The organism is Rhizobium sp. AG855 (genome assembly GCF_003610655.1).
Lineage (GTDB): Bacteria > Pseudomonadota > Alphaproteobacteria > Rhizobiales > Rhizobiaceae > Allorhizobium > Allorhizobium wuzhouense.
Genome location: NZ_RAQG01000003.1, coordinates 2,381,487 through 2,406,263 on the forward strand (window position 1 = coordinate 2,381,487; position 24,777 = coordinate 2,406,263).

General features: G+C 62.1%; 25 protein-coding genes. 14 read left to right on the forward strand and 11 right to left on the reverse strand.

Going from position 1 to position 24,777, the window contains the following annotated elements; all coding sequences use genetic code 11:
- Positions 1-272: 272 nt before the first annotated feature.
- The 4 genes from DFO46_RS11740 (at position 273) to DFO46_RS11755 (ending at position 2,221) form a co-directional block, all read left to right on the forward strand.
- Positions 273-674 (forward strand): GFA family protein, encoded by a 402-nt coding sequence (locus tag DFO46_RS11740; RefSeq protein WP_120277406.1) that lies wholly within the window; start codon positions 273-275, stop codon positions 672-674.
- Positions 675-770: 96 nt separating this feature from the next.
- Positions 771-1,148 (forward strand): VOC family protein, encoded by a 378-nt coding sequence (locus DFO46_RS11745; protein ID WP_120277407.1) that lies wholly within the window; start codon positions 771-773, stop codon positions 1,146-1,148.
- Positions 1,149-1,250: 102 nt separating this feature from the next.
- Positions 1,251-1,601, forward strand: coding sequence for a type II toxin-antitoxin system prevent-host-death family antitoxin (locus DFO46_RS11750; RefSeq protein ID WP_120277408.1), 351 nt, complete (start codon positions 1,251-1,253; stop codon positions 1,599-1,601).
- Complete coding sequence (locus DFO46_RS11755; RefSeq protein WP_245422555.1) at positions 1,598-2,221, forward strand: hypothetical protein; 624 nt, start codon at positions 1,598-1,600, stop codon at positions 2,219-2,221. Before DFO46_RS11750 ends, DFO46_RS11755 begins: the two co-directional genes overlap by 4 nt.
- A 202-nt stretch (positions 2,222-2,423) precedes the next feature.
- Here DFO46_RS11755 and DFO46_RS11760 read toward each other — a convergent pair whose 3' ends face one another.
- A complete protein-coding gene (locus DFO46_RS11760) occupies positions 2,424-4,208 on the reverse strand; it encodes a PAS domain-containing methyl-accepting chemotaxis protein (protein WP_120277410.1) in 1,785 nt (594 codons plus the stop codon).
- A 219-nt stretch (positions 4,209-4,427) separates the two neighbouring features.
- Between DFO46_RS11760 and DFO46_RS11765 the strand changes: the two genes are divergently transcribed.
- Positions 4,428-5,315, forward strand: a complete 888-nt coding sequence (locus DFO46_RS11765; protein WP_120277411.1) for an AraC family transcriptional regulator — start codon at positions 4,428-4,430, stop codon at positions 5,313-5,315.
- 61 nt (positions 5,316-5,376) lie between these two features.
- Here DFO46_RS11765 and DFO46_RS11770 read toward each other — a convergent pair whose 3' ends face one another.
- Entirely contained in the window at positions 5,377-5,841 is a 465-nt protein-coding gene (locus DFO46_RS11770; RefSeq protein WP_120277412.1) for a YcgN family cysteine cluster protein, read from the reverse strand.
- A 303-nt stretch (positions 5,842-6,144) separates the two neighbouring features.
- Between DFO46_RS11770 and DFO46_RS11775 the strand changes: the two genes are divergently transcribed.
- Positions 6,145-8,391: a PBP1A family penicillin-binding protein gene (locus DFO46_RS11775; RefSeq protein WP_245422556.1), complete on the forward strand. Its 2,247-nt coding sequence runs from the start codon at positions 6,145-6,147 to the stop codon at positions 8,389-8,391.
- A 350-nt stretch (positions 8,392-8,741) separates the two neighbouring features.
- Positions 8,742-9,896, forward strand: a complete 1,155-nt coding sequence (locus DFO46_RS11780; RefSeq protein ID WP_245422557.1) for a GGDEF domain-containing protein — start codon at positions 8,742-8,744, stop codon at positions 9,894-9,896.
- Positions 9,897-10,058: 162 nt separating this feature from the next.
- Here DFO46_RS11780 and DFO46_RS11785 read toward each other — a convergent pair whose 3' ends face one another.
- A complete protein-coding gene (locus DFO46_RS11785; RefSeq protein WP_147412758.1) occupies positions 10,059-10,979 on the reverse strand; it encodes an HNH endonuclease in 921 nt (306 codons plus the stop codon).
- Between the two features lie 109 nt (positions 10,980-11,088).
- On the reverse strand, positions 11,089-12,114 hold the full coding sequence (locus DFO46_RS11790) for a hydroxyacid dehydrogenase (RefSeq protein ID WP_120277414.1): 1,026 nt from the start codon (positions 12,112-12,114) through the stop codon (positions 11,089-11,091).
- A gap of 466 nt (positions 12,115-12,580) precedes the next feature.
- Here DFO46_RS11790 and DFO46_RS11795 point away from each other — a divergent pair, with 466 nt between their 5' ends.
- Positions 12,581-13,495 carry a phosphotransferase gene (locus tag DFO46_RS11795; RefSeq protein WP_147412759.1) on the forward strand — a complete coding sequence of 305 codons (915 nt, stop codon included), beginning with the start codon at positions 12,581-12,583 and terminating at the stop codon, positions 13,493-13,495.
- A 613-nt stretch (positions 13,496-14,108) separates the two neighbouring features.
- Here DFO46_RS11795 and DFO46_RS11805 read toward each other — a convergent pair.
- Together DFO46_RS11805 and DFO46_RS11810 are read right to left on the reverse strand one after the other, a co-directional pair.
- Complete coding sequence (locus DFO46_RS11805) at positions 14,109-15,014, reverse strand: trypsin-like peptidase domain-containing protein (protein ID WP_120277417.1); 906 nt, start codon at positions 15,012-15,014, stop codon at positions 14,109-14,111.
- Positions 15,015-15,355: 341 nt separating this feature from the next.
- Positions 15,356-15,688 carry a helix-turn-helix transcriptional regulator gene (locus tag DFO46_RS11810; RefSeq protein WP_120277418.1) on the reverse strand — a complete coding sequence of 111 codons (333 nt, stop codon included), beginning with the start codon at positions 15,686-15,688 and terminating at the stop codon, positions 15,356-15,358.
- A gap of 76 nt (positions 15,689-15,764) precedes the next feature.
- Between DFO46_RS11810 and DFO46_RS11815 the strand changes: the two genes are divergently transcribed.
- On the forward strand, positions 15,765-16,961 hold the full coding sequence (locus tag DFO46_RS11815; RefSeq protein ID WP_210210627.1) for an MFS transporter: 1,197 nt from the start codon (positions 15,765-15,767) through the stop codon (positions 16,959-16,961).
- Between the two features lie 21 nt (positions 16,962-16,982).
- On the opposite strand, the gene DFO46_RS11820 is transcribed toward DFO46_RS11815, so the two are convergent.
- Complete coding sequence (locus DFO46_RS11820) at positions 16,983-17,369, reverse strand: hypothetical protein (RefSeq protein WP_120277419.1); 387 nt, start codon at positions 17,367-17,369, stop codon at positions 16,983-16,985.
- Positions 17,370-17,555: 186 nt separating this feature from the next.
- On the opposite strand from DFO46_RS11820, the gene DFO46_RS11825 reads away from it, so the two are divergent.
- Entirely contained in the window at positions 17,556-18,188 is a 633-nt protein-coding gene (locus DFO46_RS11825) for a CatB-related O-acetyltransferase (protein WP_120277420.1), read from the forward strand.
- A gap of 27 nt (positions 18,189-18,215) precedes the next feature.
- On the opposite strand, the gene DFO46_RS11830 is transcribed toward DFO46_RS11825, so the two are convergent.
- Positions 18,216-20,036, reverse strand: coding sequence for a methyl-accepting chemotaxis protein (locus DFO46_RS11830; protein WP_120277421.1), 1,821 nt, complete (start codon positions 20,034-20,036; stop codon positions 18,216-18,218).
- A 162-nt stretch (positions 20,037-20,198) separates the two neighbouring features.
- Entirely contained in the window at positions 20,199-20,972 is a 774-nt protein-coding gene (locus DFO46_RS11835) for a hypothetical protein (RefSeq protein WP_120277422.1), read from the reverse strand.
- A gap of 140 nt (positions 20,973-21,112) precedes the next feature.
- Between DFO46_RS11835 and DFO46_RS11840 the strand changes: the two genes are divergently transcribed.
- The 3 genes from DFO46_RS11840 (at position 21,113) to DFO46_RS11850 (ending at position 22,516) form a co-directional block, all read left to right on the forward strand.
- Positions 21,113-21,697, forward strand: coding sequence for a TetR/AcrR family transcriptional regulator (locus tag DFO46_RS11840; protein WP_120277423.1), 585 nt, complete (start codon positions 21,113-21,115; stop codon positions 21,695-21,697).
- Positions 21,698-21,744: 47 nt separating this feature from the next.
- Positions 21,745-22,032, forward strand: coding sequence for a YciI family protein (locus DFO46_RS11845; protein ID WP_120277424.1), 288 nt, complete (start codon positions 21,745-21,747; stop codon positions 22,030-22,032).
- Between the two features lie 136 nt (positions 22,033-22,168).
- Complete coding sequence (locus DFO46_RS11850) at positions 22,169-22,516, forward strand: hypothetical protein (protein ID WP_110789381.1); 348 nt, start codon at positions 22,169-22,171, stop codon at positions 22,514-22,516.
- A 227-nt stretch (positions 22,517-22,743) separates the two neighbouring features.
- Here the strand turns inward: DFO46_RS11850 and DFO46_RS11855 are convergent, their stop codons facing one another.
- Positions 22,744-23,235: a histidine kinase gene (locus tag DFO46_RS11855; protein WP_120277425.1), complete on the reverse strand. Its 492-nt coding sequence runs from the start codon at positions 23,233-23,235 to the stop codon at positions 22,744-22,746.
- 410 nt (positions 23,236-23,645) lie between these two features.
- On the opposite strand from DFO46_RS11855, the gene DFO46_RS11860 reads away from it, so the two are divergent.
- Positions 23,646-24,320 (forward strand): permease, encoded by a 675-nt coding sequence (locus DFO46_RS11860; RefSeq protein WP_245422558.1) that lies wholly within the window; start codon positions 23,646-23,648, stop codon positions 24,318-24,320.
- 4 nt (positions 24,321-24,324) lie between these two features.
- On the opposite strand, the gene DFO46_RS11865 is transcribed toward DFO46_RS11860, so the two are convergent.
- Positions 24,325-24,579 carry a hypothetical protein gene (locus DFO46_RS11865; protein WP_110789383.1) on the reverse strand — a complete coding sequence of 85 codons (255 nt, stop codon included), beginning with the start codon at positions 24,577-24,579 and terminating at the stop codon, positions 24,325-24,327.
- Positions 24,580-24,777 lie beyond the last annotated feature (198 nt).

A 24,777-nucleotide genomic window follows, 5' to 3' on the forward strand; every position in this document is an offset into this window, starting at 1 on the left:
GCGGTGACGATTTTTTTGGGCGGCGGGGCCGAGGGCAAACCACCCTCCCCTTGAGGGGGAGGGTCGGAGCGAAGCTCCGGGGTGGGGTGACCGGGAGGCGGCGTTTGTACCGTTCAAGGTTCACCCCCACCCGCCGCTTCGCGGCGACCTCCCCCCTCAAGGGGGAGGTGGGCCCCCTCGACCCTGGCTTTGCCATCGGTCATGGCCATTGCTGCTTGCGCAAAGTCGGCGCAAACTATCCTGCAAGGCCGAGGAACAAGGAGGGATGGCCAATGCTGATCGGGACCTGCCATTGCGGCCAGACGGGCTGGACGCTGACCGGCGATCCGGGGCCGGCCACGGCCTGCAACTGCACACTCTGCCGCCGTTACGGCGCCCTCTGGGCCTATGACCATGAGAATGAGCGCATCCAGATTACCGGCTGGCCCTCATCCTATCTGCGCGCCGGGCCAGACAAGTCCTCTCTCGAAATCCTGTTCTGCCCGACCTGCGGCTGCGTGCTCAGTTGGCGGGCCTTGCGCAGCGGCGAAGACGGGCGGCGGCGGATCGCCGTCAATCTCAGGCTTGCGCCGCCGGACGCGGTCGGCGACCTGCCGATCGACCATTTCGACGGCCTCGACACGTTTGAAGACCTGCCGTCACGCGGCGCTTGCGTGCGCGATCTCTGGGCGTGAGAGGCACGGATGCATTGCCCGGATGGGGCAGACCGCCCCCTCCCATCCAAAGTTCGTTCCAACAGTCCGTTGCCCCTCGGCCCCGGGAATATCGCCATGCGTTTCATCAATCCCATCCCTTTCGTCCGCGACATCGGGCGCGCCCGCGCCTTCTACCGCGATGTGATGCAGCTTGAGATCCGCGCGGATCACGGGAATTTCGTGCTGTTTGAGGGTGGCTTTGCCCTGCATGAGGGCCGGAGCCTCGAGAAGACCGTCTGGAAACAGAGCGACGGTGACGCCCCGGCCTCCTATGGCCGCCGCAACCTCCTGCTCTATTTCGAAACGGCGGACATCGACGCCGCATTCGCGCGCATCGCGCCTGAAGTCGACCTCATCCATCCCGTGGAGACACAGGCCTGGGGGCAAAGGGTGTTCCGCTTCACCGATCCTGACGGGCATGCCGTCGAAGTGGGCGAACCGCTTGTGATGTGATGGGGCGGTTATGCCGCATGCGGGGGGCGTCCGAAGTCGGTTGGCTTGCGCCGAGATCTACACTCGGCTAAAATACATAAAACATGTATTTTGGAGCGTGTCATGCAAATCTTCACCTCCCTCGACCTGCAAAGACAGACCGGCGATGTGCAACGGGCGGCGTCCCAGGGCGGCGTGGTCATTACTTCGCATGGCAAGCCGAGAAACGTGATGCTCTCCGTCGAAGAGTTCTGCCGCCTGAAGCGCGTGGCACAAGAAAGCGTGCCGACGCATCTTCTGGCGCGCAAAAGTCCGGTCATCCGTCACAGTGCCGATCCGCTTGGTTACGACGTCAGAGATTTTCGGCACGCTTCAGTGCAGATGTCCAGAGATGCGATCGAAGGCGTCCATGCAGAGGCCGTGGATGCGGAACTCGAGCGCGTGCGCGCCGTGTTTCTCAGAGGTCAACGGTGATCGACCAACCCGAGCCGGCAGACAGACGAAGACCTCGCTTCCTGATCATGGACAATACGCCTTTGTCCCTGCTCGGCACCATAGAGGCGCTCGACTGGTTCTTTGTGCCGGGCTGCGATGTCACGATCACCGACATGGTCATCGCCGAGGCCACGCGCGAACCGGGCGAAGGCCGCGATCAGCGACGGGCCAGCCGGGCCTATGTGACGCGATGGCTGAACGAAAACCGCAGCAGAATCACCGTTCTGAAAACCGCCGAGGGCCAGCGATACCAGCGTGAAATGCAATTGTGGGGGAAGGCGGGCAGACCTCGGGATCTTCACCCGGATTGGTCGGACCGGGGCGAACGAAGCGTACTTTCCGTCGTCCAGGACCTTAAATCAGCGCTGCTGCAGGATGAGGAAATCATCGTCATCATGGACGACCGCGACGGTCGCGATGCCGTCAGAGCCGTTCGGGCCGATATCGCGCTGATGGGCACGCGGACATTCATCCGCTGGATGGAGGAGGATTTCGGGATTGCGGCGGCGGCAACGGCCTGGCATTCCATTCGACTGGCGACCGGCGACAACGCCGATGAGGGCGACGACAACGATCCCGTCTATATCCGGACCCGCTAGTGCATTTGCGGCGAAAACGGAGCCGCCTTCATGCTCCGTCTCTTGGTTTTTTAAGTAATTCCGGATGCGTAACCGCTTCGCACTTCTGGCGGAGTTGCTTTGGGTCTGCGGCATAACTCATCCCCACCCGCAGAAACGCGAAAAAGCCGGTCGCGTGTGGCGACCGGCCTTGTTCTTCTTCTCGCGCAAGCGGCTTGCCCGCTTAAAACTCTTCCCAGCTGCCGCCGCTTTTCACGGCCGCATTGCCGTGGAATGCCTGGGCGACCTTGGCGGTCATCTGGCGTGCCGGTGAGGGCTGCGGGCGGGACTGCTGGTTGGCGGCGGCGGGGGTGCTGCGGGTCTGGTTTGCCGCACCGATCTTGAACTGGGCGAGCAGCTGGAAGAGCTGTTCGGCCTCGCGCGCCAGGCTATGGGAGGCGGCCGTGGTTTCCTCAACCATGGCGGCGTTCTGCTGGGTGCCCTGGTCGATGGTGTTGACCGCCGTGTTGATTTCCTTCAGCCCCGTCGACTGCTCTCTGGAGCCCTCGACGATCGCCACGACATTGACGTCGACCTCGATCACCTGGCTGACGATCTCCTGCAGTGCCTTGCCGGTCGTGCCGACCAGGGCCACGCCCTCCTTCACATGGGTGTTGGAGGCGTTGATCAGTTCCTTGATCTCCTTGGCAGCCTTGGCCGAGCGCTGGGCGAGTTCGCGGACTTCCTGGGCGACGACGGCAAAACCCTTGCCGGCTTCACCCGCACGCGCTGCTTCCACGCCGGCATTCAAGGCGAGCAAATTGGTCTGGAAGGCGATCTCGTCGATGACGCCGATGATGTTGGAAATTTCCGAGGACGATTTCTCGATCCGACTCATGGCCTCGACGGCATTGCCGACGACATTGCCGGAATGTTCGGCATTCTCCTTGGTCTTGCGCACCAGGGTGCCCGCTTCCTGGGCGCGGTGGCTGCTGTCGCTGACCGTCGTGGTGATTTCTTCGAGCGCCGCTGCCGTCTCTTCCACGGAGGCTGCCTGCTGCTCGGTGCGCTTGGCAAGGTCGCTGGAGGCCGCCTGGATCTGCTGCGAGGCTGCGGCGATCGCGCCGGCATTCTCGGTGATCGACTGCAGCGTGTTGCGCAGCTTCGACGAGGTCTCGTTGAAATCGATGCGCAGCTTGTCGAGCGTCGGCAGGAAGGGCTTGTCGATCGTCAGCGTCATGTCGCCTTCCGACATGGCGTTCAGGGCCGAAGCGAGCGCGTCGACGTTCTGGACACGGGTGGTCACGTCGGTGGCGAATTTCACCACCTTGAAGACGTGGCCGTTCATGTCGAAGATCGGATTGTAGGACGCCTGGATATGGACCTTCCTGCCCCCCTTGCCGATGCGCAGAAATTCGTCGGCGACGAATTCACCGGCGGCCAGTTTCGTCCAGAACTGCTTGTAGGCATCGCTGTTGGTATAGGCGGGATCGCAGAACATCTGGTGATGCTTGCCCTGGATTTCCGAGAGCTGATAGCCAAGCGTCGTCAGAAAATTCTCGTTGGCGGTCAGGATCTCGCCGTTGGGGGTGAATTCGATGACGGCCTGGGCGCGCGAGAGGGCATCCAGCTTGCCGGCGTCCTCGGCGCTTTTCAGCTTCTGCGCCGTGATGTCGGTGGCGAACTTCACCACCTTGTAGGGCTTGCCGCCGCGGAAGATGGGGTTGTAGGAGGCCTCGATCCAGATCTCACGGCCACCCTTGGCGATGCGCTTGTACTGGCGTCTGTCGAATTCGCCACGGCCGAGCTTGGCCCAGAATTCGCGGTATTCCGGCGACGCGACCTCCGCGGGGTCCACGAACATGCGGTGGTGCTGCCCGACGATTTCGGACGCCTGGTAACCAAGGGCCCGACAGAAATTTTCATTCGCCGACAGGATCGTGCCATCCAGCTTGAATTCGATGACGGCCTGGGACCTGCCAATCGCTTCAAGAACCGCCTTGCTATCTGCCGCACCAAAACCCAGCATGTTCGTTCCTCTCCAAACCCGCTCATCCCAGGCCATCCACCGGAAATCGTTGGAGCCTCGGATTGACCGTGTTAAAAGTCGCATACATGCATTTACGAATCGTGAACTTCCGGTAAGAAATGTGCAGATATTGCTCTTTTTCTACGCATCTTGCTGAAAAACTCACGCCAAGCCGGCAATATTTCGAGCAGCTAATCCTTTGAAGAGTCCGGATTTTCGATGGATCAGGAAAGCGAACTTCAGCTCAGGTTCCGTGAAGCGAATGGTCTTGCGGAAACCCATGCGGCACACAACTGGCGCGGCCTTTCCGCTCAATACTCGCGGCTGAAACTGCCTGCCGAATACGAATTCGAGTGGCACGGCAACTGGCATTATCTCGCCTATCACGACCTGGTTCTGGTCGATGGCGAGATGGAGCTGACGGGGGAAAAACCTGTCGCCGGCGGCGATCTCAGGGACAAGATGACCTATGTGCCGGCGGGACAGTCGATCGAGGGCTGGGCCAAACCGGCAAACCGGATGAACGCCTTTACCGTCGTCTGCTTCGATCCTTCCGCCATGGAGGAGGAGATCCAGGCGGAGTTCAACCAGTTCGAGCCCCGGCCATACATCTATTTCCGGGACACGCAGCTCGGCCCGACGATGCGCAAGCTCGGCGAGCTGATGGCCGACGAGCGGCCGACATCGAGGATTTATGCCGAGACCGTCGCGCTGACCGCCGCACTCGAAATGTTCAGGATCAGCATTCCGCCCGTGGCAGCCCAAAGCCGGAAGGTTCGCGGCCAGCTGAGCGCCAGTCAGCGCCGGCTGATCGCTGAGTATATCGACGCGCATCTGACGACCGATCTCGGCCTGGACGAACTTGCCAATATCTGCGGCCTGACACGCTTCCATTTCTGCCGCTCGTTCAAGGCGACCTACGGGGATACGCCCTTCCAATATGTCACGGCGAAGCGGATCGAGAAGGCGCAGCACATGCTGAGGCAATCGCGGCTGCCGGTGTCGTTCATCGCGGAAGCCTGCGGTTTCAACGGCGCCAACCAGTTTGGCCGGGCGTTCCGCAGCCATGTCGGCACCACGCCGCTCGCCTACCGGAAAATGACCTGATCAAGGACAGCCTTCACGGTCGAACCGGGACGATGCTCAAAGCGGGCGAGCGCACCCGGGCCTAACCGCGTTCGGCACCCACGCGCATCGGCCAGTCGACCACGTAGTTTTCGAGGTCCTCGACATCGAGCCCCTCTTCCGAGATCGTGCGCCCCTTGGCGGAGACGCCGGCCTCGTGCACCGTGCGCGGATCACCCGACACCAGCGGGTGCCACCAGTAGAGATCGCGGCCTTCGTCGACGAGGCGGTAGCCGCAGGTGGGCGGCAGCCACTGGATCTCGCGCAGGCCCTTGAGCGTCAGCTGGATGCAGTCGGGCACGGTGTCCTGGCGGTTCTCATAATCCTTGCAGCGACAGGTGTCGCCGTCGAGCAGCTTGCAGGCGACCGAGGTGAAGGCGATCTCGCCGGTGTCCCAGTCTTCCAGCTTGTTGAGACAACAGAGGCCACAGCCGTCGCAGAGGCTTTCCCACTCCGCATTGTCCATCTCGGCGAGCGTCTTTGTCTTCCAGAAGGGGTCGTCACGCATGCTTCATCCAGGGGCCGGTCCGGCCGGCTCTCGTTCGTGTTGCAGCCGGGCGGGTTTGGGACCCCGGCCGGGTCCGGCACGGTGTCCGTGCTGCCACGCTTGCGGCAAAACACCGGCCTCGACCGGCGGCCTCTTCGACCGGGCCGCGATTGTACTTGTTCTTTGGCGGCAAATCGACCATCACTCAGATAAGATCGATCGTTGCCGCCTGCTTGTCCTTTAGGCCTCAGGGCGGTCGCGTCAAGTCACAGATCAGGTTCCGGGCCGGCGATGCCGCGCCCGCATGCATCGGGAAGGCCCAAGGTGTCCGGAGACGACGAGCCGAACAACATGGCTGGAGACGAGGGATCCGCCGGCAGCCCGGCCGGTTCCGAAAGCCCGCGCCGGACGCGGCCGGACAAGCCACCCCGGCTGAAGCGGCACATCTTCCTCAGGATCGACAGCTGGCTCGATTCGACGCTGTGGAATGCCGGATACGACCTGGCGGAAGCCTGGGAAGAGATCACCATCTTCTTCCGCCGTTTTCGCGTGCGCGGCCTGAAGAAGCTCGGCTTCGAGATTGCCGGCGAAGCGATGACGCTCGGCACCGCCGGGACGGTGGTCCTCTTGACGCTGGCGCAGCCGGCCTTCGAGGAAACGAAGAAGGACTGGCGCAACCACGACAATTTCGCCGTGACCTTTCTCGACCGCTACGGCAACACCATCGGCCATCGCGGCATCATCCATGAAAACTCGGTGCCGGTCGACGAGCTGCCCGACCATCTGGTGAAGGCGGTGCTGGCGACGGAAGACCGGCGCTTCTTCCAGCATTTCGGCATCGATTTCATGGGCCTTGCCCGGGCCATGACGGAAAACGCCAAGGCGGGATCGGTCGTGCAGGGCGGCTCGACGCTGACGCAGCAGCTGGCGAAGAACCTGTTCCTCACCAATGAACGGTCGATCGAGCGCAAGATCAAGGAAGCCTTCCTGTCGCTCTGGCTCGAGGCGAACCTGTCGAAGAAGGAGATCCTGTCGCTCTATCTCGACCGCGCCTATATGGGCGGCGGCACGTTCGGGGCGGCGGCGGCGGCCCAGTTCTATTTCGGCAAGAACATCACCGAGGTGACGCTGGCGGAAGCCGCGATGCTGGCCGGTCTCTTCAAGGCGCCGGCGAAATATGCCCCCCACGTCAACCTGCCGGCGGCCCGCGCGCGGGCCAATGACGTTCTCACCAACATGGTGCAAAGCGGGCTGATGACCGAGGGCCAGGTGGTGGCGGCGCGGCGCAACCCGGCCTCCGTCATCGACCGCGACGAGAAGGAAGCGCCTGATTTCTTCCTCGACTGGGCGTTCGAGGAAGTGCAGCGGCTTGCAGCGCGCTTCAAGGATCACACGCTCGTCGTGCGCACCACGATCGATCTCGGGCTGCAGCAGGCAGCCGACGAGGCGGTGGCCTCCTCGCTTCGCGAATATGGCGAGAGCTACAACGTCAAGCAGGGCGCGATCGTGATGATCGAGAATGGCGGGGCCGTGCGCGCCATGGTCGGCGGGCGGGACTATGGCGAAAGCCAGTTCAACCGCGCCACCAAGGCGCTGCGCCAGCCGGGCTCGTCCTTCAAGATGTATACCTATGCGCTGGCCATGGAGAACGGCTATACGCCGCAAAGCGTGGTCACCGACGGGCCGATTTCCTGGGGCAACTGGAGCCCGCAGAATTACGGCCGCAGCTATGCCGGCCGGATCACGCTCGAAACGGCACTGGCGAAATCGATCAACACGATCCCGGTGCGGCTTGCCAAGGAGAAGCTCGGCATCGACGCGATCATGGCAACCGCCAAGGCGATGGGCGTGGAAACGCCGATCAAGAAGGACGTGACCATTCCGCTCGGCACATCGGAAGTCACGGTCATGGACCAGGCGACCGCCTATGCCGTGCTGCCGGCCGGCGGCTACCAGTCGCGCCGCCACGGCGTGGCGCAGATCATGAATTATGCTGGCGACGTGCTTTACGACTTCGAGCGCGATTCAGCCCCGCCGGAGCGGATCCTGACCGAACAGGCCGCCGCCTACATGAACCAGATGATGACCAAGATCCCCTATATCGGCACGGCGCGGCGCGCCGCCGTCGACGGGATCCTGACCGGCGGCAAGACCGGCACGACCCAGGCGTATCGCGACGCCTGGTTCGTCGGTTACACCGGCAATTACACGGCAGCCGTCTGGTTCGGCAATGACGACTATACCTCGACCAACAACATGACCGGCGGCTCGCTTCCGGCCATGACCTTCAAGAAGCTGATGGATTATGCCCATCAGGGCATCGACCTGAAGCCGATCATGGGGGTCGATGCGCCGATGCCGGAAAAGGACAAGGCGCCCGCCGTGGCAAGCGCCGACGCCGCCGATGCGCTGCCGCCGATGGTGCGTCCCCGCTCGCTGTCGGGGCAATCGACCCGGCTGATCCGCGATCTCGGCCAAAGGCTGCGTTCGGCCCCGGCGCTGGTGCTGCCCGCGAGCCAGAGCGCGCAGGCAAAGCCCGCCCCCGAGACCACGGGTTCGACCGTCCCTTAATACGATCGCAGGTTTTACCGCGCGCTAACGCCATTTGCGGCGGATGCGACGCGGGACCGGCTGATTCGCGCCCGCAAGGCCGCAAACGAGGTGCCGCCCGCCCTGCCCCCGCGTCCTCCGCGTGCCGGATCGGCACGCCGCCTGCGCAGGCCTGCGGCCCGGCCTCATCCTGGAAAGGTCCCGTTTACCTTGCGGGTTACGATAATCCCGCAATTCCCGATAAGGCACAGGTCCTTCACCCCAAATTAAGGGGGTCGCCACTAGGTTGCGGCGGTTTTCGACGTGTAGGTTTTTCATTCGGCGATTGGACATCCATGAAGAGATGGCTCGGAATTCCCGCAAGACCGCAGATGACTGCGGAACAATATCACGAATTCCTCGAATCCCGGTCGTCGATGCGCAATCGCATGTTGCGCATGGCCGTGATCAGCGTCTTCATCTTCTATCTCTGCTGCTTCCTGTTCGACCTCTGGGTGCTCGGCGACGTGACGGTGATTTCGGCCGTGCTGCGCTTCGGCGTCGTCGCGCCGGTGACCGGCGGCCTGCTGTTCTATCTCGCCGGCGAGCATCCGATCGCGCACAAGGAGGTGGCGGCGATCCTGGTCGCCTTGTTTGCCCAGGTCTGCTGGTCGATCATCGTGGTCTCGAGCCACAATCCGGCGGTGCTCGGCTATTATTACGCGGCCTGCACCTTCCAGATGGCGATCACGATTGCGGCCGCCTCGCCCTTCCGCCCCAGCCTGCATGCCAGCATCTTCACCTTCTGCCTGACCTATTGGGTGATCTGGTTGCTGGAAGGGGCAACGCCGCTTTATGCCCTGCAGCATCTCTCGGTCTATCTGCCGACCATGGCGATGACCCTGCTCGTCTGTTACCAGCTGGAGGCCGAAGCGGTGGCAAGCTATCTGCAGCAGCAGGAAAACGAGCTGTTGAAACGGGAATTGTCGCGTCAGAACAAGGACCTGGCACGGCTTTCCGTGACCGACCCCCTAACCCGGCTCTCCAACCGCCGCGGCACCGAGATGGAGCTGATGCGGCTGACCACGGAAGCAAAGAGCGAGGCCGAACGCGTGGTCCTCCTGGTCGCCGATGTCGACAACTTCAAGGCCTATAACGACGCCTATGGCCATGGCGCCGGCGACGAATGCCTCAAACGCGTGGCACGCGCCATGCGCCGGGCGCTGCCGATCGAGGCGCATTTCGCCCGCCATGGCGGCGAGGAATTCCTAGCCATCCTGTCCGGCACCGAAGCGGAGATTGCCGCAAGCGTGGCCGAAAGCCTGCGCCGCGCCGTGCGCCAGCTCGGCATCGGCCACGACCACACCGGCGACCGCAACCGCCACGTCACCGTCAGCATCGGCGCCGCCTGCGGCGCGGTGCGCTCCAGCGCCGATTACGAGCGCCTGCTGGAGGCAGCCGACCGGGCGCTGTATGCGGCCAAGGGGGATGGGCGGAATAGTTGGCGGGTGTTTGAGGGGGATGAGGCGGAAAGGGTTGTGGCGTAGGGGGGGGTTGGCCGGTCATGACCGTGCCACCGATTTCCACAATTTATGCTGCGGAGCTCAACGACAAAATGCTGCGGCCAGTTCGCCTGCCCCGTCCCTTGCTCGCGTTAAGACGCATTACAAGCCCCGCCTTGCCGCTGCGCTTTTCCTTACATGGTGGAATCACTTTAAAATTGCGCGTAATTCCTCGATAGAAAGCATCGGCTCACGCCGATGGATCATTGCATGGCAGTTTGGGCAGATTGGTCTAAGGTGTGCGATCGGATCGACCTCGTAAGTCTTCTTTATCTGCTTAAGTGGAACTAAATGATGTACGTGCATGAAGTCTTTCCCACGTTCACCGTAACGCGCCGAGAAATCCAAGCCACACCCCTGGCAAATGGGTAGATAATGGCCGATGCAGGCCGCGCGAGCACTCCTGCTTCTCTCATAGCGGTTCACTTTGACCTCAATGACAGCGCCTTCATAATAAGCATCTGGGGAAAGCTCGTCTGGATACGGTTGATCTGAAGCCCCCCCAGGTCCTGTCCAATACCGAATTACTGGGCTGCCCCAGTTGAGGTGGGGTGGAGCAGCTACATAATCGTCTAGCTTGTCGAGCACCCCCCTGCCTGCTGCCCGGTGCAGTGCGTGTGCTACAGCAGAAAAGGCCGAGTAATAAGTGCCAGCTCCTTGCCCGCCTTCGCCATAGCGGGCCAACAGAGAACTCCACACCTCTGGTTTGACAGCACGCAGACTGTCAATGAAATCGCCTGTATGAAATGGGCGCGGAATAATTTCATCCAAGACCAAGGTAACTATCTCATCAGTTAGCGCAGCCGGCGCGCGTGCGGCAAAAGCGCTACGGGCGGCTTCTCTGGCCTCATCGATCGCCCGAAATCGCCGATGCAGCTCCTCGCCACATACATTGACCGTGTAGATACCTTTGTTCGTATGGGTGTGGTTCTTGTTCTTTATGATGACTACGACAGTAGTATCGCCGATCTTACCTTCAGATTTCAGTCTGTGCCCGTGAGGTTCGAAGGTAATTTTTTCCCTTAAACGCGTCATAATAATCACCTCAATTCGGTCATGATTGACCACAAATCTCAGCACATCCTCAGTTGAGTGTCACTACTTTTTGTACACGCCAAAAAATCCAATACATGTTACGGCACGCACTAATTAGCGATGACCTTACTAAGTGCCCCCCTCACGACACCGTCACCGGCTTCGAGCGCATCCGCATCGCCGTTGCCGGATCGGCCCTGCGGCAGAGCCTGGGCGGCAAGCCTTTCATAATCAGCTCGGCGTCGGCCACCGCCATCGAGCCCAGCGCATAAAAGGCGTCGCGGGTGCCGCCGGTGCGGTGGGCGGAGAGGAGGATGTTGGGGGATTTTCGGATGGGGTCGTCGGCGGCGACGGGTTCTTCCGGGAAGACGTCGGTTGCGACGTTGATGTGGCCGGAGGCGGCCGCCGCGATCATGGCCGGGAAGTCGACGACGGCGGCGCGGCTCATCAGGAGGAAGGCGGCGCCCTGTTTCATCCGGGCGAATTCCCGCGCGCCGATGAAGCCTTCGTTTTCGCTGGTGACGCTGGCGAAGACGCAGACGACCTGGCTTTTTTCCAAGACCTCGTCGAGCGTTGCGGGCTCACAATCCTGGCGCTCGATGATCTCGTTTGGAAGCCAGGGATCGAAGACGCGGACCTTGTTTTTGAACGGGCGGATGAGATCGCGAAACGCCTGGCCGAGATCGCCGAAGCCGATCAGGCCGACGGGGGCGCCGGCGAAGCGGAAGGTGTCGGTATTGCCCTCCAGGCCATAAGCCTCGGTGCCCTCACGAAAAGCGCGGTCGGCTTGGGTGATGCCGCGCGCCAGATCGAGCGCCATGGCGAGCGCTGCTTCCGCCACCGGCGCGGCGAAGGCCGAGGCCGGCGTGATCACCCAGATGCCGCGCTCGACGCAGGCCTGATAGTCGATATTGGGCAGGAAATTGGATTCGACATTGATGATGGCTTTGAGCTTCGGCGCCCGGTCGAGACGCTCTTTCGGCATGTCGGTCTGGCCGAAGATCAGCACGGTATCCGGCAGATGCCGCTCGACCTCTTCGGCCGACATGGCGCGATCCTCCGAGACGATCACCTCTCCCAGCGCCTCCAGCCGCGCCCGGACGGCGGGTTCCATGATGAGATCCAGTGTTCTCGGCAGCGGATCGACCAGAATGACAGCGCGGCTCATCGTTTCCTCCCTCGAGAATCGCAGTTGGGCATGAGCTTAGCGTGAAACGGGGCTGGGCGGGGAGGATTGGCGAGAGGGGGAACTCGTCTGGCCGAGGTGGGCGCCCCGGACAAATCTGGCAATGGCCGATAGTCTGGAGACGGTTGATGATCCGGTGCGACGGCTGGCCCCTTCACGCGGCCCGGCACGCAACGCTGGAAACGTTGCTTGCGCTTGATGTTTGATGTCGGCCCGAAGCCGACATTGGGGAGCGATGTCTGCCAGGCGGCTACGCGCCCCCATATCGGCCTTTGGGCATATTCTGTCGTTTGCCCGAAACCTGCCGGTCCGTTTGCCTTGTCTGCAAAGCGCCAATACCGGTCATTGTGGCTGCCGCAAAACACCCTACTCTGCCAGATTGCAAAACTCAGGAAAACAAGTGTCGATTTAAACGGGATTTTTGCGACAATCCGCGTATAATTTCTTTATGATCGACATCGACATTAAGAAGCTTTCATCGCGATATGGACGGTCCTTTACAAATATTGATGTAGTCGTTGGCGGAGTGAACCGAACGTACCGCGTACTCGCTGGTGAAGACGTCTTCTACTTGCGACTCTATCGCTCGTTTGGGCGACCACTCTCGCAGATCACGGCCGAAGCAAGCCTGCTCACACGCTTTCCAGAAAGCCCACAAGTGGGGGTCAGTCGGCCGGTTGCCACCACTGACGGAGCATACGTCATCGAGCTAAGTTGGAGCGGTGAACGGCGCCACGTCTGCCTTTTCCAAGGCGCCGAAGGTGAACAATTCGAACTTAACAACATTGCGCACATGGAGCGATTCGGGGCTTCAATCGCGAACCTACATCTCGCCATGCCAGCCGTAACTGACGGCGAGGTCAGGGAATTGAATCCAATAGCAATCGTCCACGACGCGCTCCATGCGCTGCGCGAGGTGCCCGGGAGCGACGACGTAGTGGAAGCCATTAGGGACGAATATCTTCCATCTCTGCTCCGCCTCGACCTGGGGAACTTGGTCTCAGGTATTTGCCATGGCGACCCTTGGACGGGGAATGCCCGCTTTCAAAACGGCAAAACCGTGTTTTTCGATTTTGATGACTTTGGACATGGCCCCTTTGTCCTCGATTTGAGTACCGCCGCCTGGCACTTCGCGCATGAGGAAAGTGCGCAAAACGACGCCATGGCGAAAGCGTTGATCGCCGGGTATGAGAAGGTGCGCCCACTATCCGTGCCAGAGTTGGAAGCGCTTCCCCTCTTCATAAAATTGGACGAGGTTCGCTCCCTCTTGTTCCTTGCTCGCTATTGCGCCTTGTCCGATGAAATGTGGATCGAAGCCTTTGAGGGAGCAAAGGAAGTGTTCTCGCAGTCGCAAAAATCCTGAGACCAGCATCAGAGTGCGTTACGGCTTCCGAGGCAAATGATATAACGCGACACGAAACCCATCTGCATCGGGCTCGGTCAAAATTTTAAAGCCACAACGGCGACAGGTTCCGATGCTAGCCGCGTTGTCGGGGACTATGCATCCTTCCAGCGTCGCATAGGCTGTTACGAGCCCCGACAGACGCTGTGAGTACCGCCGTTGCAAGTCCTTGCCCTCTGAGACTCGGATCTACTGCCAAGTCGAGATATCCTTTGCCTGAATCTTCTCCGTCGACCTGCATCAGGGCAATATCCCAGCACGTACGCGACATGATATGCGGAAGCCTGAAGGGCCGCAAAACCAGAAACTTCGCCACAATTTAACCGACTGCGAATGACCGCTTAGGGCCGATAGCGGAAATGATTTCCGCTTTGCGCCTCCATTGCGGTCGTTCGCCCTGCGCGTGACTGTCCCAGAAGCTGCCACTCGCGCACATCAGACAGGATGTCCGGCTCGGGGTGGTTTCCTGCCTGTCCGTGAAGGGCTCCACGGCTTGAAAAGCTGACATAGGCAGATGGACAAAAGGCCCGTGGTGGGTCGCCAAACGCTCAGGCGGCGTTCGCCGGACCGGCGCCTACCGGTTGGTGAAACGCGCATCGAAGATGGACTTGATCCAGTCATATTGCGTGCTGATACGGCCGAAACCGCCGGTCGAGCCATAAACCGCGTCATCGCCCCAGTCGTTGACCCCGACAATAGCCCAACCCTCGTCGGTCTCGATCCAGAGCGAGCCGCCGCTGTCACCGGAGCCCAGCACGCCTTCATATTCATCAACCGGCAGGGGATCGCTGTTTTCGAAGACATTGCTGGAGCCATCCTCGCTGTCGAAGTCGACCAGCAGCTGGTTGCCGCCTTTGCCGTCGGGGGCCGGCTCCTGGACCACGTCGATGGTGTTGCGCGCCGCAGCGGCATCTTCGCTCTTGTAATATTTGTCATCCTGGCCGACCGAGCCGATGCCCCTCGAGCCAAAGCCGACCATGGTGGCGAGCTGCCCCAGTTCATCGTCGCCGCCATAGAGGAGTGGCGGCGTATCGCAATCCTCGACCGGTCCGTTCAACTCCACGATGGCGAGGTCGTAGCCCGGCGTCTCATCGCTGCTGGCGTCGTAATTGGGATGGATATGCACTGCCTTGCCGGTCAATTCGGTGCCGGCGCGGGTGTAATAGGTCCAGTTGGCGGGGTCGGCGCCGTCGCCGAAATTATGCGCCGCCGTCAACACATAAGCGTTGCCGTCCTGGTCATTGCCGATCCATGTGCCGGAGCCGCCAATCTGCTCGCCGTCAAAAAAGCTCATGATGGCGCAAAATTGCGGCTCCATGGCCAGCGCCCTGGCGGCGCCAAATCCGTCGCCTTCCGCACCCACCGCCCCACCCTGATCGGCCCAGGTGCTGTCGAGAATGATCACCGCCTCGGCTGGACCAGCCGCAGCCAAACTCAGGAGCGCCGTGCCCAGCAGCGCCGATACGATCCTCGATTTCATGCCTCTCCTCTTGGGGTCGCTCCGGGCATTTGTGCCATGGTCCACTCTGGTTGATGCTCAGAATGCAGGGTGTCGCGGTGATGCCAGCTTCGCGCGAGACGAAGCCTGCGCCTCAAACAGCGCTGTGTCGGTTAAGGGGGGATGGCTGTTGGCGGCGATGGTCTTGGCCTTTTGCCTACAGTCAATCGTCACAATACAGCTTGGGCAATAGCATCGGTTCGTCTCTGTTTCCGCGCAAACGGCGATGGCTTTCAGCCCACCGTTTCATCCCATTACCAGCGCAATGACTTGAACGACAAGATTTCGATCTCGCGAATGGCAAAGATGTACCACCCCGCCGCTCACTCCTCCCCCTCGCCTGCCGCCTTCAGCACCGAGGCCAGCAGGCCGGGAAACCGCGCCTCGAGGTCCTCGACACGGAGGCTCAGCCTTCGGCCGCGGCCGAGGGCTTCGTTGCGGATGACGCCGGCTTCGCGCAAAACCTTCATCAGGTGGGATTTGGTTGATTTCGGGATCGCGGGATCGGAGAGATGGCAGTGCGCCATGTCGAGCGGGCCGGAGGAAAGCTGGCGAACGATGGCGAGGCGTTCGGGGTCGCTCAAGGCGAAGAGCACGTCGGTCAGCCGCAGGTCGCGGCGGTCGGGATGGGGCAGATCGGGGCTCGGGATCGTCATGGTTCGAAAATAGTTGAACCGTGAACGGAATTCCAGTAGATCTTTGTTCGAAATTCTTCGAACAATTGGATAGTCCGTGACAGACAAGGCCACGTCCCTGCCGCGCGAGCGGCCCTTCGGCTTCCGCCTGACCCTTGCCGCCATGGCGGCGATGATGGCCGGGGCAAGCGCGCCTTCGCCGTTTTATCCGCTTTTGCAGCAGGAGATCGGCTTTTCGGCAGCGACGCTCACCGGGATTTTCGCGGTTTATACGATCGCGCTTCTGGCGACGCTGCTGTTCTTCGGGTCGCTGTCCGACCATCTCGGCCGGCGGCCGGTGATTTCCGGCGGGTTTGCGCTGATGGCGGCGAGCCTGCTCATGTTCTGGCATGCGGAGACCGTGACGGCGCTGATGCTGGCGCGGGTACTGCAGGGGGTGGCCGCCGGGCTGCTTTTGTCGGCGCTCTCGGCCGTCGTCGTCGATTTCGAACCGAAGAGCCGGCCGGGCAGCGCCTCGATCTGGAACTCGGTCGTGCCGCTGGCGGGCCTTGCCTTCGGGGCGCTCGCCGCCGGCCTGTTGATGGACCTGACGGACGGGGCGAAAGCCGAGGTGTTCGGCACGCTGGTCGTGACCTATGTCATCTGTGCGCTTGCCATCTGGATGGTTCCGGAGACGGCCGCACGGCATGAGGGCCTGCTCGCCTCGCTGAAACCGCGCATCGGCGTGCCCGAGGCAGCGTCCGCCGCCTTCTGGCGCAGCGCGCCGGCGGTGATTGCCGGCTGGGCGACGGGCGGGCTCTATCTCTCGCTCGGCGCGCCGCTGGTGCGGCATGTGTTCGGGCAGCAGGACCATGTCAGCCAGGCCTTCGTCATCGTCCTGCTCTGCGGCTTCGGGGCGATCGCCTGTTATGTCGCGCGCACGCATTCGTCACGCCGCGTCACGCTTTACGGCACGTCTGCGTTGGCGCTCGGCACGGCGCTGTCGCTCATCGCCATCGCCTGGCCGTCGCTGCCGGTCTATCTCGTGGCGCTGTCGATTGCCGGCACCGGCTTCGGCACCTGTTTCTACGGCGTGTTGCGCTCGATCGTGCCGGTGGTACGGCCGGACGAACGCGGCGAATTGTTTGCCGCGCTCTTCACCCTCTCCTACCTCGCCTTCGGCCTGCCGACGCTGCTGGCCGGCGTCTCGGTCGGGTTTTTCGGGCTGACCGCCACCGTGCTGGGTTATGGGGCGCTCATCGTGGTGTTTTCGGCCGTGGCGGGATTTTTGCGGAAGTTCCGGACGGCGGAGTGAGGGGGGCTTTGGCAAGGGCGCCTATTCCAAACCCTCCAACCCCTTGGGCAGCGAAATCCAGATCACGGTCTGTGCTTCCGGCGAATGGCGTGACAGATGTCCCTTGCCGAACGTGTCCTCCACTAGCACGAAACTACCCGCCTTGACGTGCCGCGTGTCGCCGTCGCTCGTCTCATAGTCGACCGCTCCGTCAAGCCGGACGGTGAGGACCGGCTCCGGTACGGTGTGCCAGGATACCTCCCGCATGCCTGCCGGGATGTGAGTGAAGCGGAGCCGCGACGCGGGATAACTGGTGGTCACCTCAAAGGGCACGGCATCGGGATGGACGGCGACTTTCGTCGTCGGCATCTCGATCTCGTCGAAATGGGATTCGCCGTCTGGCGTGGCATAGATGCGCAAGCATTTCATGGCGGATCACTCCGGGACATGGTGGCGGTGTGATGTCGCGTAGCACGGGCCGTGCCCAGGCACACGCGTTATACGCGGTCATTCAAACTATTCATGAGTGCATTCGACATCTTCGGTCAATTCTGACCTTCCCGGGTGCCGGCATTCGCCGGTTCTGGATTGACCATATCGCAACCGGTGCCGCGCATGCCCCTTCTTGACGCCACAGCCACGCATCCGATCACGCTTCCCGACGGGAGCCTGTATCGGGATACCGTCTATCTGAAGAACGCCATCGACCATCCGCGAATGGAAATCGGCGACTACAGCTATTTTACCCATGCCGGAAAGCCGGAGGAGACGGCGCTCGTGCTTGCGCCCTATCTCGGCCACGGATGCCGCGAGCGGCTGATCATCGGCAAGTTCGTCCAGATCGCGCGAGGATGCACCTTCATTACCAGTTCGGCCAATCACCCGATGACCGGCTTCACCACCTATCCCTTCCGCATCTTCAAGCCGGAAACCTTCGGCTACAAGGACCTGCCGGTGAAGGATACGGTGGTCGGGCATGATGTGTGGATCGGCCATGGCGCGGCGATCATGCCGGGGGTGACGATCGGGACCGGCGCGATCATCGCGGCCAGCGCGGTCGTTGCGCGCGACGTGCCGCCTTATGCCGTCGTTGGCGGAAACCCGGCCTCGATCATCCGGATGCGGTTTCGGGAAGAGATCGTTGCCGAGCTTCTGGCCATTGCCTGGTGGGATTGGCCACTTGCCAAGATTGAAGCCCATCTCATCGCGCTCGAAACAGGCGATCTTGATGCCTTGAAACGGGCCTGATCCCCGCCTGTCGGTTCCACCCCCGCCTCAGGCCACTCGTCTGTGCGCCGGCTGCCCGTCCGCCGTGCTCGCGTGCAGCCGGAACTGGCTGACGAGATCGCGGAGTTTGGTGGATTCGGTTGAGAGGGCGGCGGAGGCGGCGGTGGTTTCCTCGACCATGGCGGCGTTCTGCTGGGTGGTCTGGTCGAGGGAATTGACGGCGACATTGACTTCCGAGAGCCCGGTCGACTGCTCGCGGGCGGAGGTCGCGATCGCCTCCATGTGCTCGTTGATCAGCGCGATCCGTTCGCCGATCGCCTTCAGCGCCGTGCCGGTTTCGCGCACCAACCGCACCCCGCCTTCGACCTCGGCCGACGAGGTGTGGATCAGGCCCTTGATTTCTTTGGCAGCCTGGGCCGAGCGCTGGGCAAGCTCGCGCACTTCCTGGGCAACGACCGCAAAACCCTTGCCTGCCTCGCCTGCGCGTGCCGCCTCGACGCCGGCATTCAGCGCCAGGAGATTGGTCTGGAAGGCGATCTCATCGATCACGCCGATGATGTTGGAAATCTGGCCGGACGAGGCCTCGATGCGCTGCATGGCTTCCTCGGCCTGGGCCACCACCTCTGCCGATTGCGCGGCGCTGCGGTTGGTTTCGGTCGCGACCGCCCTCGCCTCGTTGGTCCGCTTGCTGGAATTGCCGACATTGGCGGTGATCTGGTCCAGCGCTGCGGCCGTCTGTTCCAGCGCTGCGGCCTGCTGTTCGGTGCGGCGGGCGAGATCGCCGGCGCCGTTGGAGATCTCGCGCGAGCTGTCGTCGATCGCGCCGATGCCGGAGGAGATCGCGTTCAGGGTATCGCCGAGCTGCTGGACGGAGGTGTTGAAATCGTGGCGGAGTGCTTCGAAATCCGGGGCGAAGGGCTGATCGAGGCGGAAGGCGAGATCGCCCGAGGCCAGGCGCCGCAGGCCGGCGGCGAGGCCGGCGGTCGCCGTGCGCAGCCGTTCTGCCGCATCGGCTTCGGCACGGGTCTGGGCGGCCACGCGATCGAGCTCCAGCTGCCGTCGCTCGGCCTCGGCGCCGTCTTCCATGGCCTTCTTGGCGATGGCGGCCTGGCGGAAGGTCTCGACCGAGACGGCCATGGCGCCGATTTCATCGGTGCGGTCCTTGCCGGGACAGGCAATGGCCGTGTTGCCCGCTGCGAGCTGCTGCATGTCATCGGCCAGCGCCAGAAGCGGCCCGGTGACGGATCGGCCGCAGAGGAAATAGAGGCCGATGCTGAAAACGGCGGCCGCCGCCAGGAGGGCGCCCAGAAGCCGGTTGACGGTGTGCTGGACAACGGCGCTGTGCTCGACCTCGGCCTTCGAGACGAGGCTGATCTGATCGCCGGCGTGTTCCATCGCGCCTTCCAGGTCGGAGAACTGCGCAAGGAAGACGGGCAAGGCAGAAAGGGCTGCGGCCTGATCCTTGCCCGCGAGATCGACGATGCTGGCGGCCCCGTCGATGTAGCGGGTCAGGGGCGCATCGAGATCGGCGAGAACCTTCTGGGTTGCGGGATCATCGACCAGGGCGGTGTTCGTCTTCACCACATCGAGGAAGGAGGCCTTGTGCTCCTCCATGTCGGCCGTCACCTCGGCATGGTCCACCCCGGCTGCGGGATTGGCCGAAAGGATCGCCGCCAGCACATCGGCGCGCAGCGCGTCATGCATCATGTCGGCTTGCATGTGGTTGCGCAGGATATCGGCGGATCGGCCGACATCGGCGCCGTTTTTCGCCAGAACATCGGCGGACCACATGCCCACGCCGGCCGTGCCGCCGGCAAAGAGGAAAATCGCCAGGCTCGCCACAGTCACTTTACGCTGAATGGATGCCATAACCGGATCCCGCTTAGTTAGAGTTGCAGCTATAATATTCGAATTTTCTTAATCATCCCTCAATGCAGAAGCGAAGGGCGCCAGACAGCGCTACCACTGCTTGCGGACGCGGGAATGCAGCCAGAGAACGGGGCGCGCCAGGTCGCCGGGACAGGGCGCGACTCAGGCCGCAGGGCGTCCCATCGCGTAGAGATACAGCACGGTCTTGCGGCTGTCGGACAGCGTCCAGGTCTCGTCCGGTTCGCGGTCGGGCACGGCAAAGCTGTTGGAAATGAAGAGGCTGCCCGGTTTCATCTCCGCCGAAAGCTTCTGCCAGAGGGCGGCCATGGGTTCGGGCGACAGGAAGGCGTAGACGATGTCCTCCTTCGAAACATCGGCGCGCCAGAGATCGCCGCGGCGGATATCGCCGGAGCGCGCCAGGCGGGACAACAGGCGGGCGAGGAGAAAGACGGCGGGGGCGTTTTCAATGCCGCGCGCCTGGCGGCCGCCGCCACCCAAAGCCCGCACGACGCCGCCCAGCCCGCAGCCGAGATCGAGGAAACGGGTCGCCTTGCGCTCCGTCATCAGGTCTTTGAGCACGCCCGCCGTTTGGCTGTTGGTGAGATAGAGCGGCACGCGGCCGCGCGCCGTGTTGGAAAAGACCAGCGCCAGAACGAGAAAGGCGAGACCGAACGGCCAGGCAGGCAGATTGCCGGCGAGCAGCGCGCCCGCGAGCGCCAGCGGAAAGAGGAAGGCAATCACCAGCCACCAGACGGCAAGGCCGAGCAACCGGCAAATCAGGGCTGCGAGCAGCCCCTGCAGGAGAACGGCTGCCAGGATCAGCAGCGTGCGGTCGATGCTCTCGGACAGGAGCGCCGTTGCGATCGCCACCAGCGGCATGGCGACCACCTGCGCGAGAAGAGCACCAATGATCGGCGTTCGGGTGAAGACTGACATGGGTTCTCCGGCGGGTTCTGTCGGGCCGGACAGTGGCAGGGGGATGAGCGATTCTCAAGGCTCTTGACGCATTGGGACAATTGTCCTAATTCTCCTCCAGGACAAACGTCCTAGCGCGATGACAGAGGGGAAGACGGCGGATGGAGCAGCGGGACACGCATGATCGGATCGTGGCGACGGCCGACGATCTCTTCTACCAGCAGGGTTTCGACCACACGTCCTTTGCCGATATCGCGTCTGCCGTCGGCATTTCCCGCGGCAATTTCTATCACCACTTCAAGACGAAGGACGAGATCCTGACCGCCGTCATCGACAAGCGGCTCTGCGACCGTGCGATCATGATGGAGTGCTGGCAGGCGGAGGTGGCCGATCCGCTCGGTCGGATCGAACGGTTCATCGACATCCTGCTCGTCAACGGCGACAAGATCCGCCAGCACGGTTGCCCGATCGGCACGCTGACCAGCGAACTTGCCAAGCTCAACCATGCCGCCCAGCCGAAGGCCGTGCAGCTGTTTTCACTGTTTCGCACCTGGCTTGCCCGGCAATTCGAGGGGCTTGGCCGGTCCGAGGATGCCGACCGGCTGGCGCTCGAGCTTCTGTCGCGCAGCCAGGGGGCAGCCACTCTCTACAACGCCTTCCACGACCGGGATTTTCTCAACCGCGAGGTTGCCGCCATGAAGAACTGGCTGCGAACCGTTGCGGCGACATCCCGGGCCGAGAACTGACACTTTGACCTCTGGTCCCCCAACCGCACATCTTCGGGAGCTTCTCCATGTTCATCATCTTCCTGCGCTTTTCCGAGCATCGCGCCAAGGCCGCCGAACTGATGGCGGCGCACAATGCCTGGCTCTCGCGCGGCTTCGACGCCGGGCTCTTCCTGCTTGCCGGCAGTCTGCAGCCGAATGCCGGCGGCGCGATCCTGGCGCAGGGCACCGACCGGGTGATGATCGAAGCGCTGGTGGCGGAAGACCCCTTCGTCGGCGAAGGCGTGGTGACGGCGGAGATCCACGAGATTTCGCCTGGCCGGGTGGACGCGCGGCTGGCGTTTTTGAAAGGGTGAACGGGGTGACGTTTGGGGCGTGCCGCTTGCGTGGCGAATGCGGCTCGGCGCGCTGCTTGTTTTCACGGATTATAAACAGGAGACGTGGCAGCTATTGCCGACAAGACGTGTCTTCGAACGTTGCAGGATTTCCCCCATGTCTCGCTTGCCGCTTTACGCCCTTCTGCTGGCTTCCGTGTTTTCCGCCCCCGCTTACGCGGAGGAGGACACGCTGCCCGACCATGCCTCTCCTTCGATATGCGTTGTTATCATCGGCCTTGCGCTCGAAAATGGCGCCATCGATGCCGCTGACGAGGAGGACTACAAGGCCGCTGCCGAAACTTTTCGTGAGAAGTCGGCCGAGCTCAATGGCGGCAAGGACGGCGCCAACCAGATGATCGGCAGCAGCGTCGCTTTTTATGACGCGCTGAGCAAAGCCGATCTCGAAAAGGGCGCCGACATGTGCTTGAGCGCCGAAGACGAGAGCTTTGACGCTGACGAATAACGGATTGCCACGGCCGGCCGGCATCTGACGCCGATACGGCTAGCTTTCCGTTCTTCTGCAATGAACACGCGATAGATCAACCTGTCTCCATCGGCTGACGATGGTCGAGAGACGGATGCGCTCACCGATGACACCCTGTTGTTCGACGTCACCGCAGAGAAAAACCCGCCGACACGTCGACGGGTTTACAGGTAGCCAAGGGGCACGTCAGCGCCCGAATTTCAGTCTCATTTCGCCGGCTTCAGGGATGCCAGCATTTCGCCGAGTTCCTTCTCGTGCGCCGCCTGGGTTTCCTTCGAACCCCAATAGGTGAAAATCAAAACCTTCTCACCGGCTGCCGCGAAGCCAATCGATACGTCCACCGGACCACTCTCGTCTGTGCCCTGGTAATCAAGGGAGGAAATCTTGAAACCGTTGATATCGGTCTCGGGCGATTCCTTCAGCGTGGCGGGGTCGATCTTGACGCCATTCTTTGTCAGGAAGTCGATGGCAATCTCGGTTGTCTTGTCAGACGACGCTGCGTCAGCAACATCGATGGAGAAGTAGACAGCCCCGTCTTCGGATGTGGCGTCAATGCCGGTTTCGGTTTCCTGCGGTCCCCAGGTGTCGGGAATGGTGATCGACGCAACGGGCGCGTCGCTGGGGAAGTTCAGTTCAGCAGCAGATGCGCCGAACGGAACAGAGAGTGCGAAAACGGAGGCTATCAGCAGTTTTTTCATGGCTGTCCTTTCGAAGGTCTTGTCAAATCGCGATGCGAGCGATTTGCAGCGGCTTCGATATATTCATGCCGACCAGACCCCGTAAATAGAGACCTGTTGAACGTCGCCGCGAATGCAGACTATTTCTGGTGCGGGGCCTCGATATGACGGTTTATGGGAGGAAGGGATCGCTTTTGCTTCTTAAACTTCCGGGCGCATAGAGTTTAGACCGCAACCAAGACTTTAAAAGCCAAGAAAGCCTGGCCATGCACTGCGATTTTTCGACGGTGAAGAGAGGCTGACGTCGCGGGAAAGATCACGCCGTCCGGAAGGCGTGGGGCGACGTTTGGCGCATGTGGCTTGCGTGGCGTTCGCCAGGCTGGCATCGTCATCGGCTGAGCGGCAAGAAAGGGCGAACCCAGATGGATTTCATGAAGGTTTTGAAATCGCTGGAGGAACTGCTCTATGAGCTGGTATCCTGGCTGGTCTTCTATCCGCTGACGCTGTGGCGGGCCGTGGTCTCGCCGCTGTCGATGATGCGATACGCCGATCTGGAACTCGCCGACCGGATCGAGGACCAGTATGACGATGTGATCAGCCCGCCGCTCTTCCTGCTGATCACGCTGTTGATCGCGCAAGGGGTCTCGACCCTGATCCCGCGCACGGCGGCGGAGGCGACGGCAGAGGCCGAACTTGCGGCCTCGGACACCAATCTGCTGATTGCGCGGGGGGTGATCTTCGGCATCTTTCCGCTCGCCATGGCCGTGACGCTTCTGGTGTCGAAGCGGGTCAAGGTGACGCGCAACGCCTTGCGCCCGCCCTTCTTCAGCCAGTGTTACGTGGCCGCACCCTTCGTCTTCCTGCTCGGGCTTGCCATGGATCTCCTGATCATGCCCGGTGGCGGCGGCGTATATACCGGGATCGCGACGCTGGTTGTCGCCGTCATCTGGTACGGCCAGGCGCAGGTGCGGTGGTTCCGGCTCGACCTGACGATCGGCACGCTGCGGGCGGTCGGCCTGTTTGCCATCGCCTTTCTGATCGCACTCGTTGCAGCGCTGTGCGTGGCGCTGGCCGTGGGCTGGGGTTTGCAGCACTGGAAGAGCTGAGGGCTCAATGCCCTCTTGGCGGGCGGGCCGGAGACAACGCATGACCGACCTGGTGGTCGATCAGATGCTGTTCGGCGCTGTCGAAATCGCCGAAGCCATGGAACGCCGCATGGGACCAGAGGATACGGCCGCTGAGGAGCGGCGCGTCGATGGTCGAAATCAGGTGGCCGTGCATCGCGACATCGAAGGACACGAAACGATGTCCCTCAATCGCGGTCTCGGCGACATTGGCGATGGCAAAGCGTTTCTGCTGCGCCATGCTCCCTCCCCGGATGCGCTGGCTGATCAGGCCCGATGCGGCGGGCCGCCCTTCCCCCCCGTATACATCCAGGGGTTTCTTTCGTTTTTGCGCATAATAGGATGGAAGAAAAGGCACAGGCTGTGACTTTTCGTGGGAGAGGCCCACGGCGGTGTGGAAAACGGCCGGATAATGGGGTCTGCGCAAGATTTTGCGGAA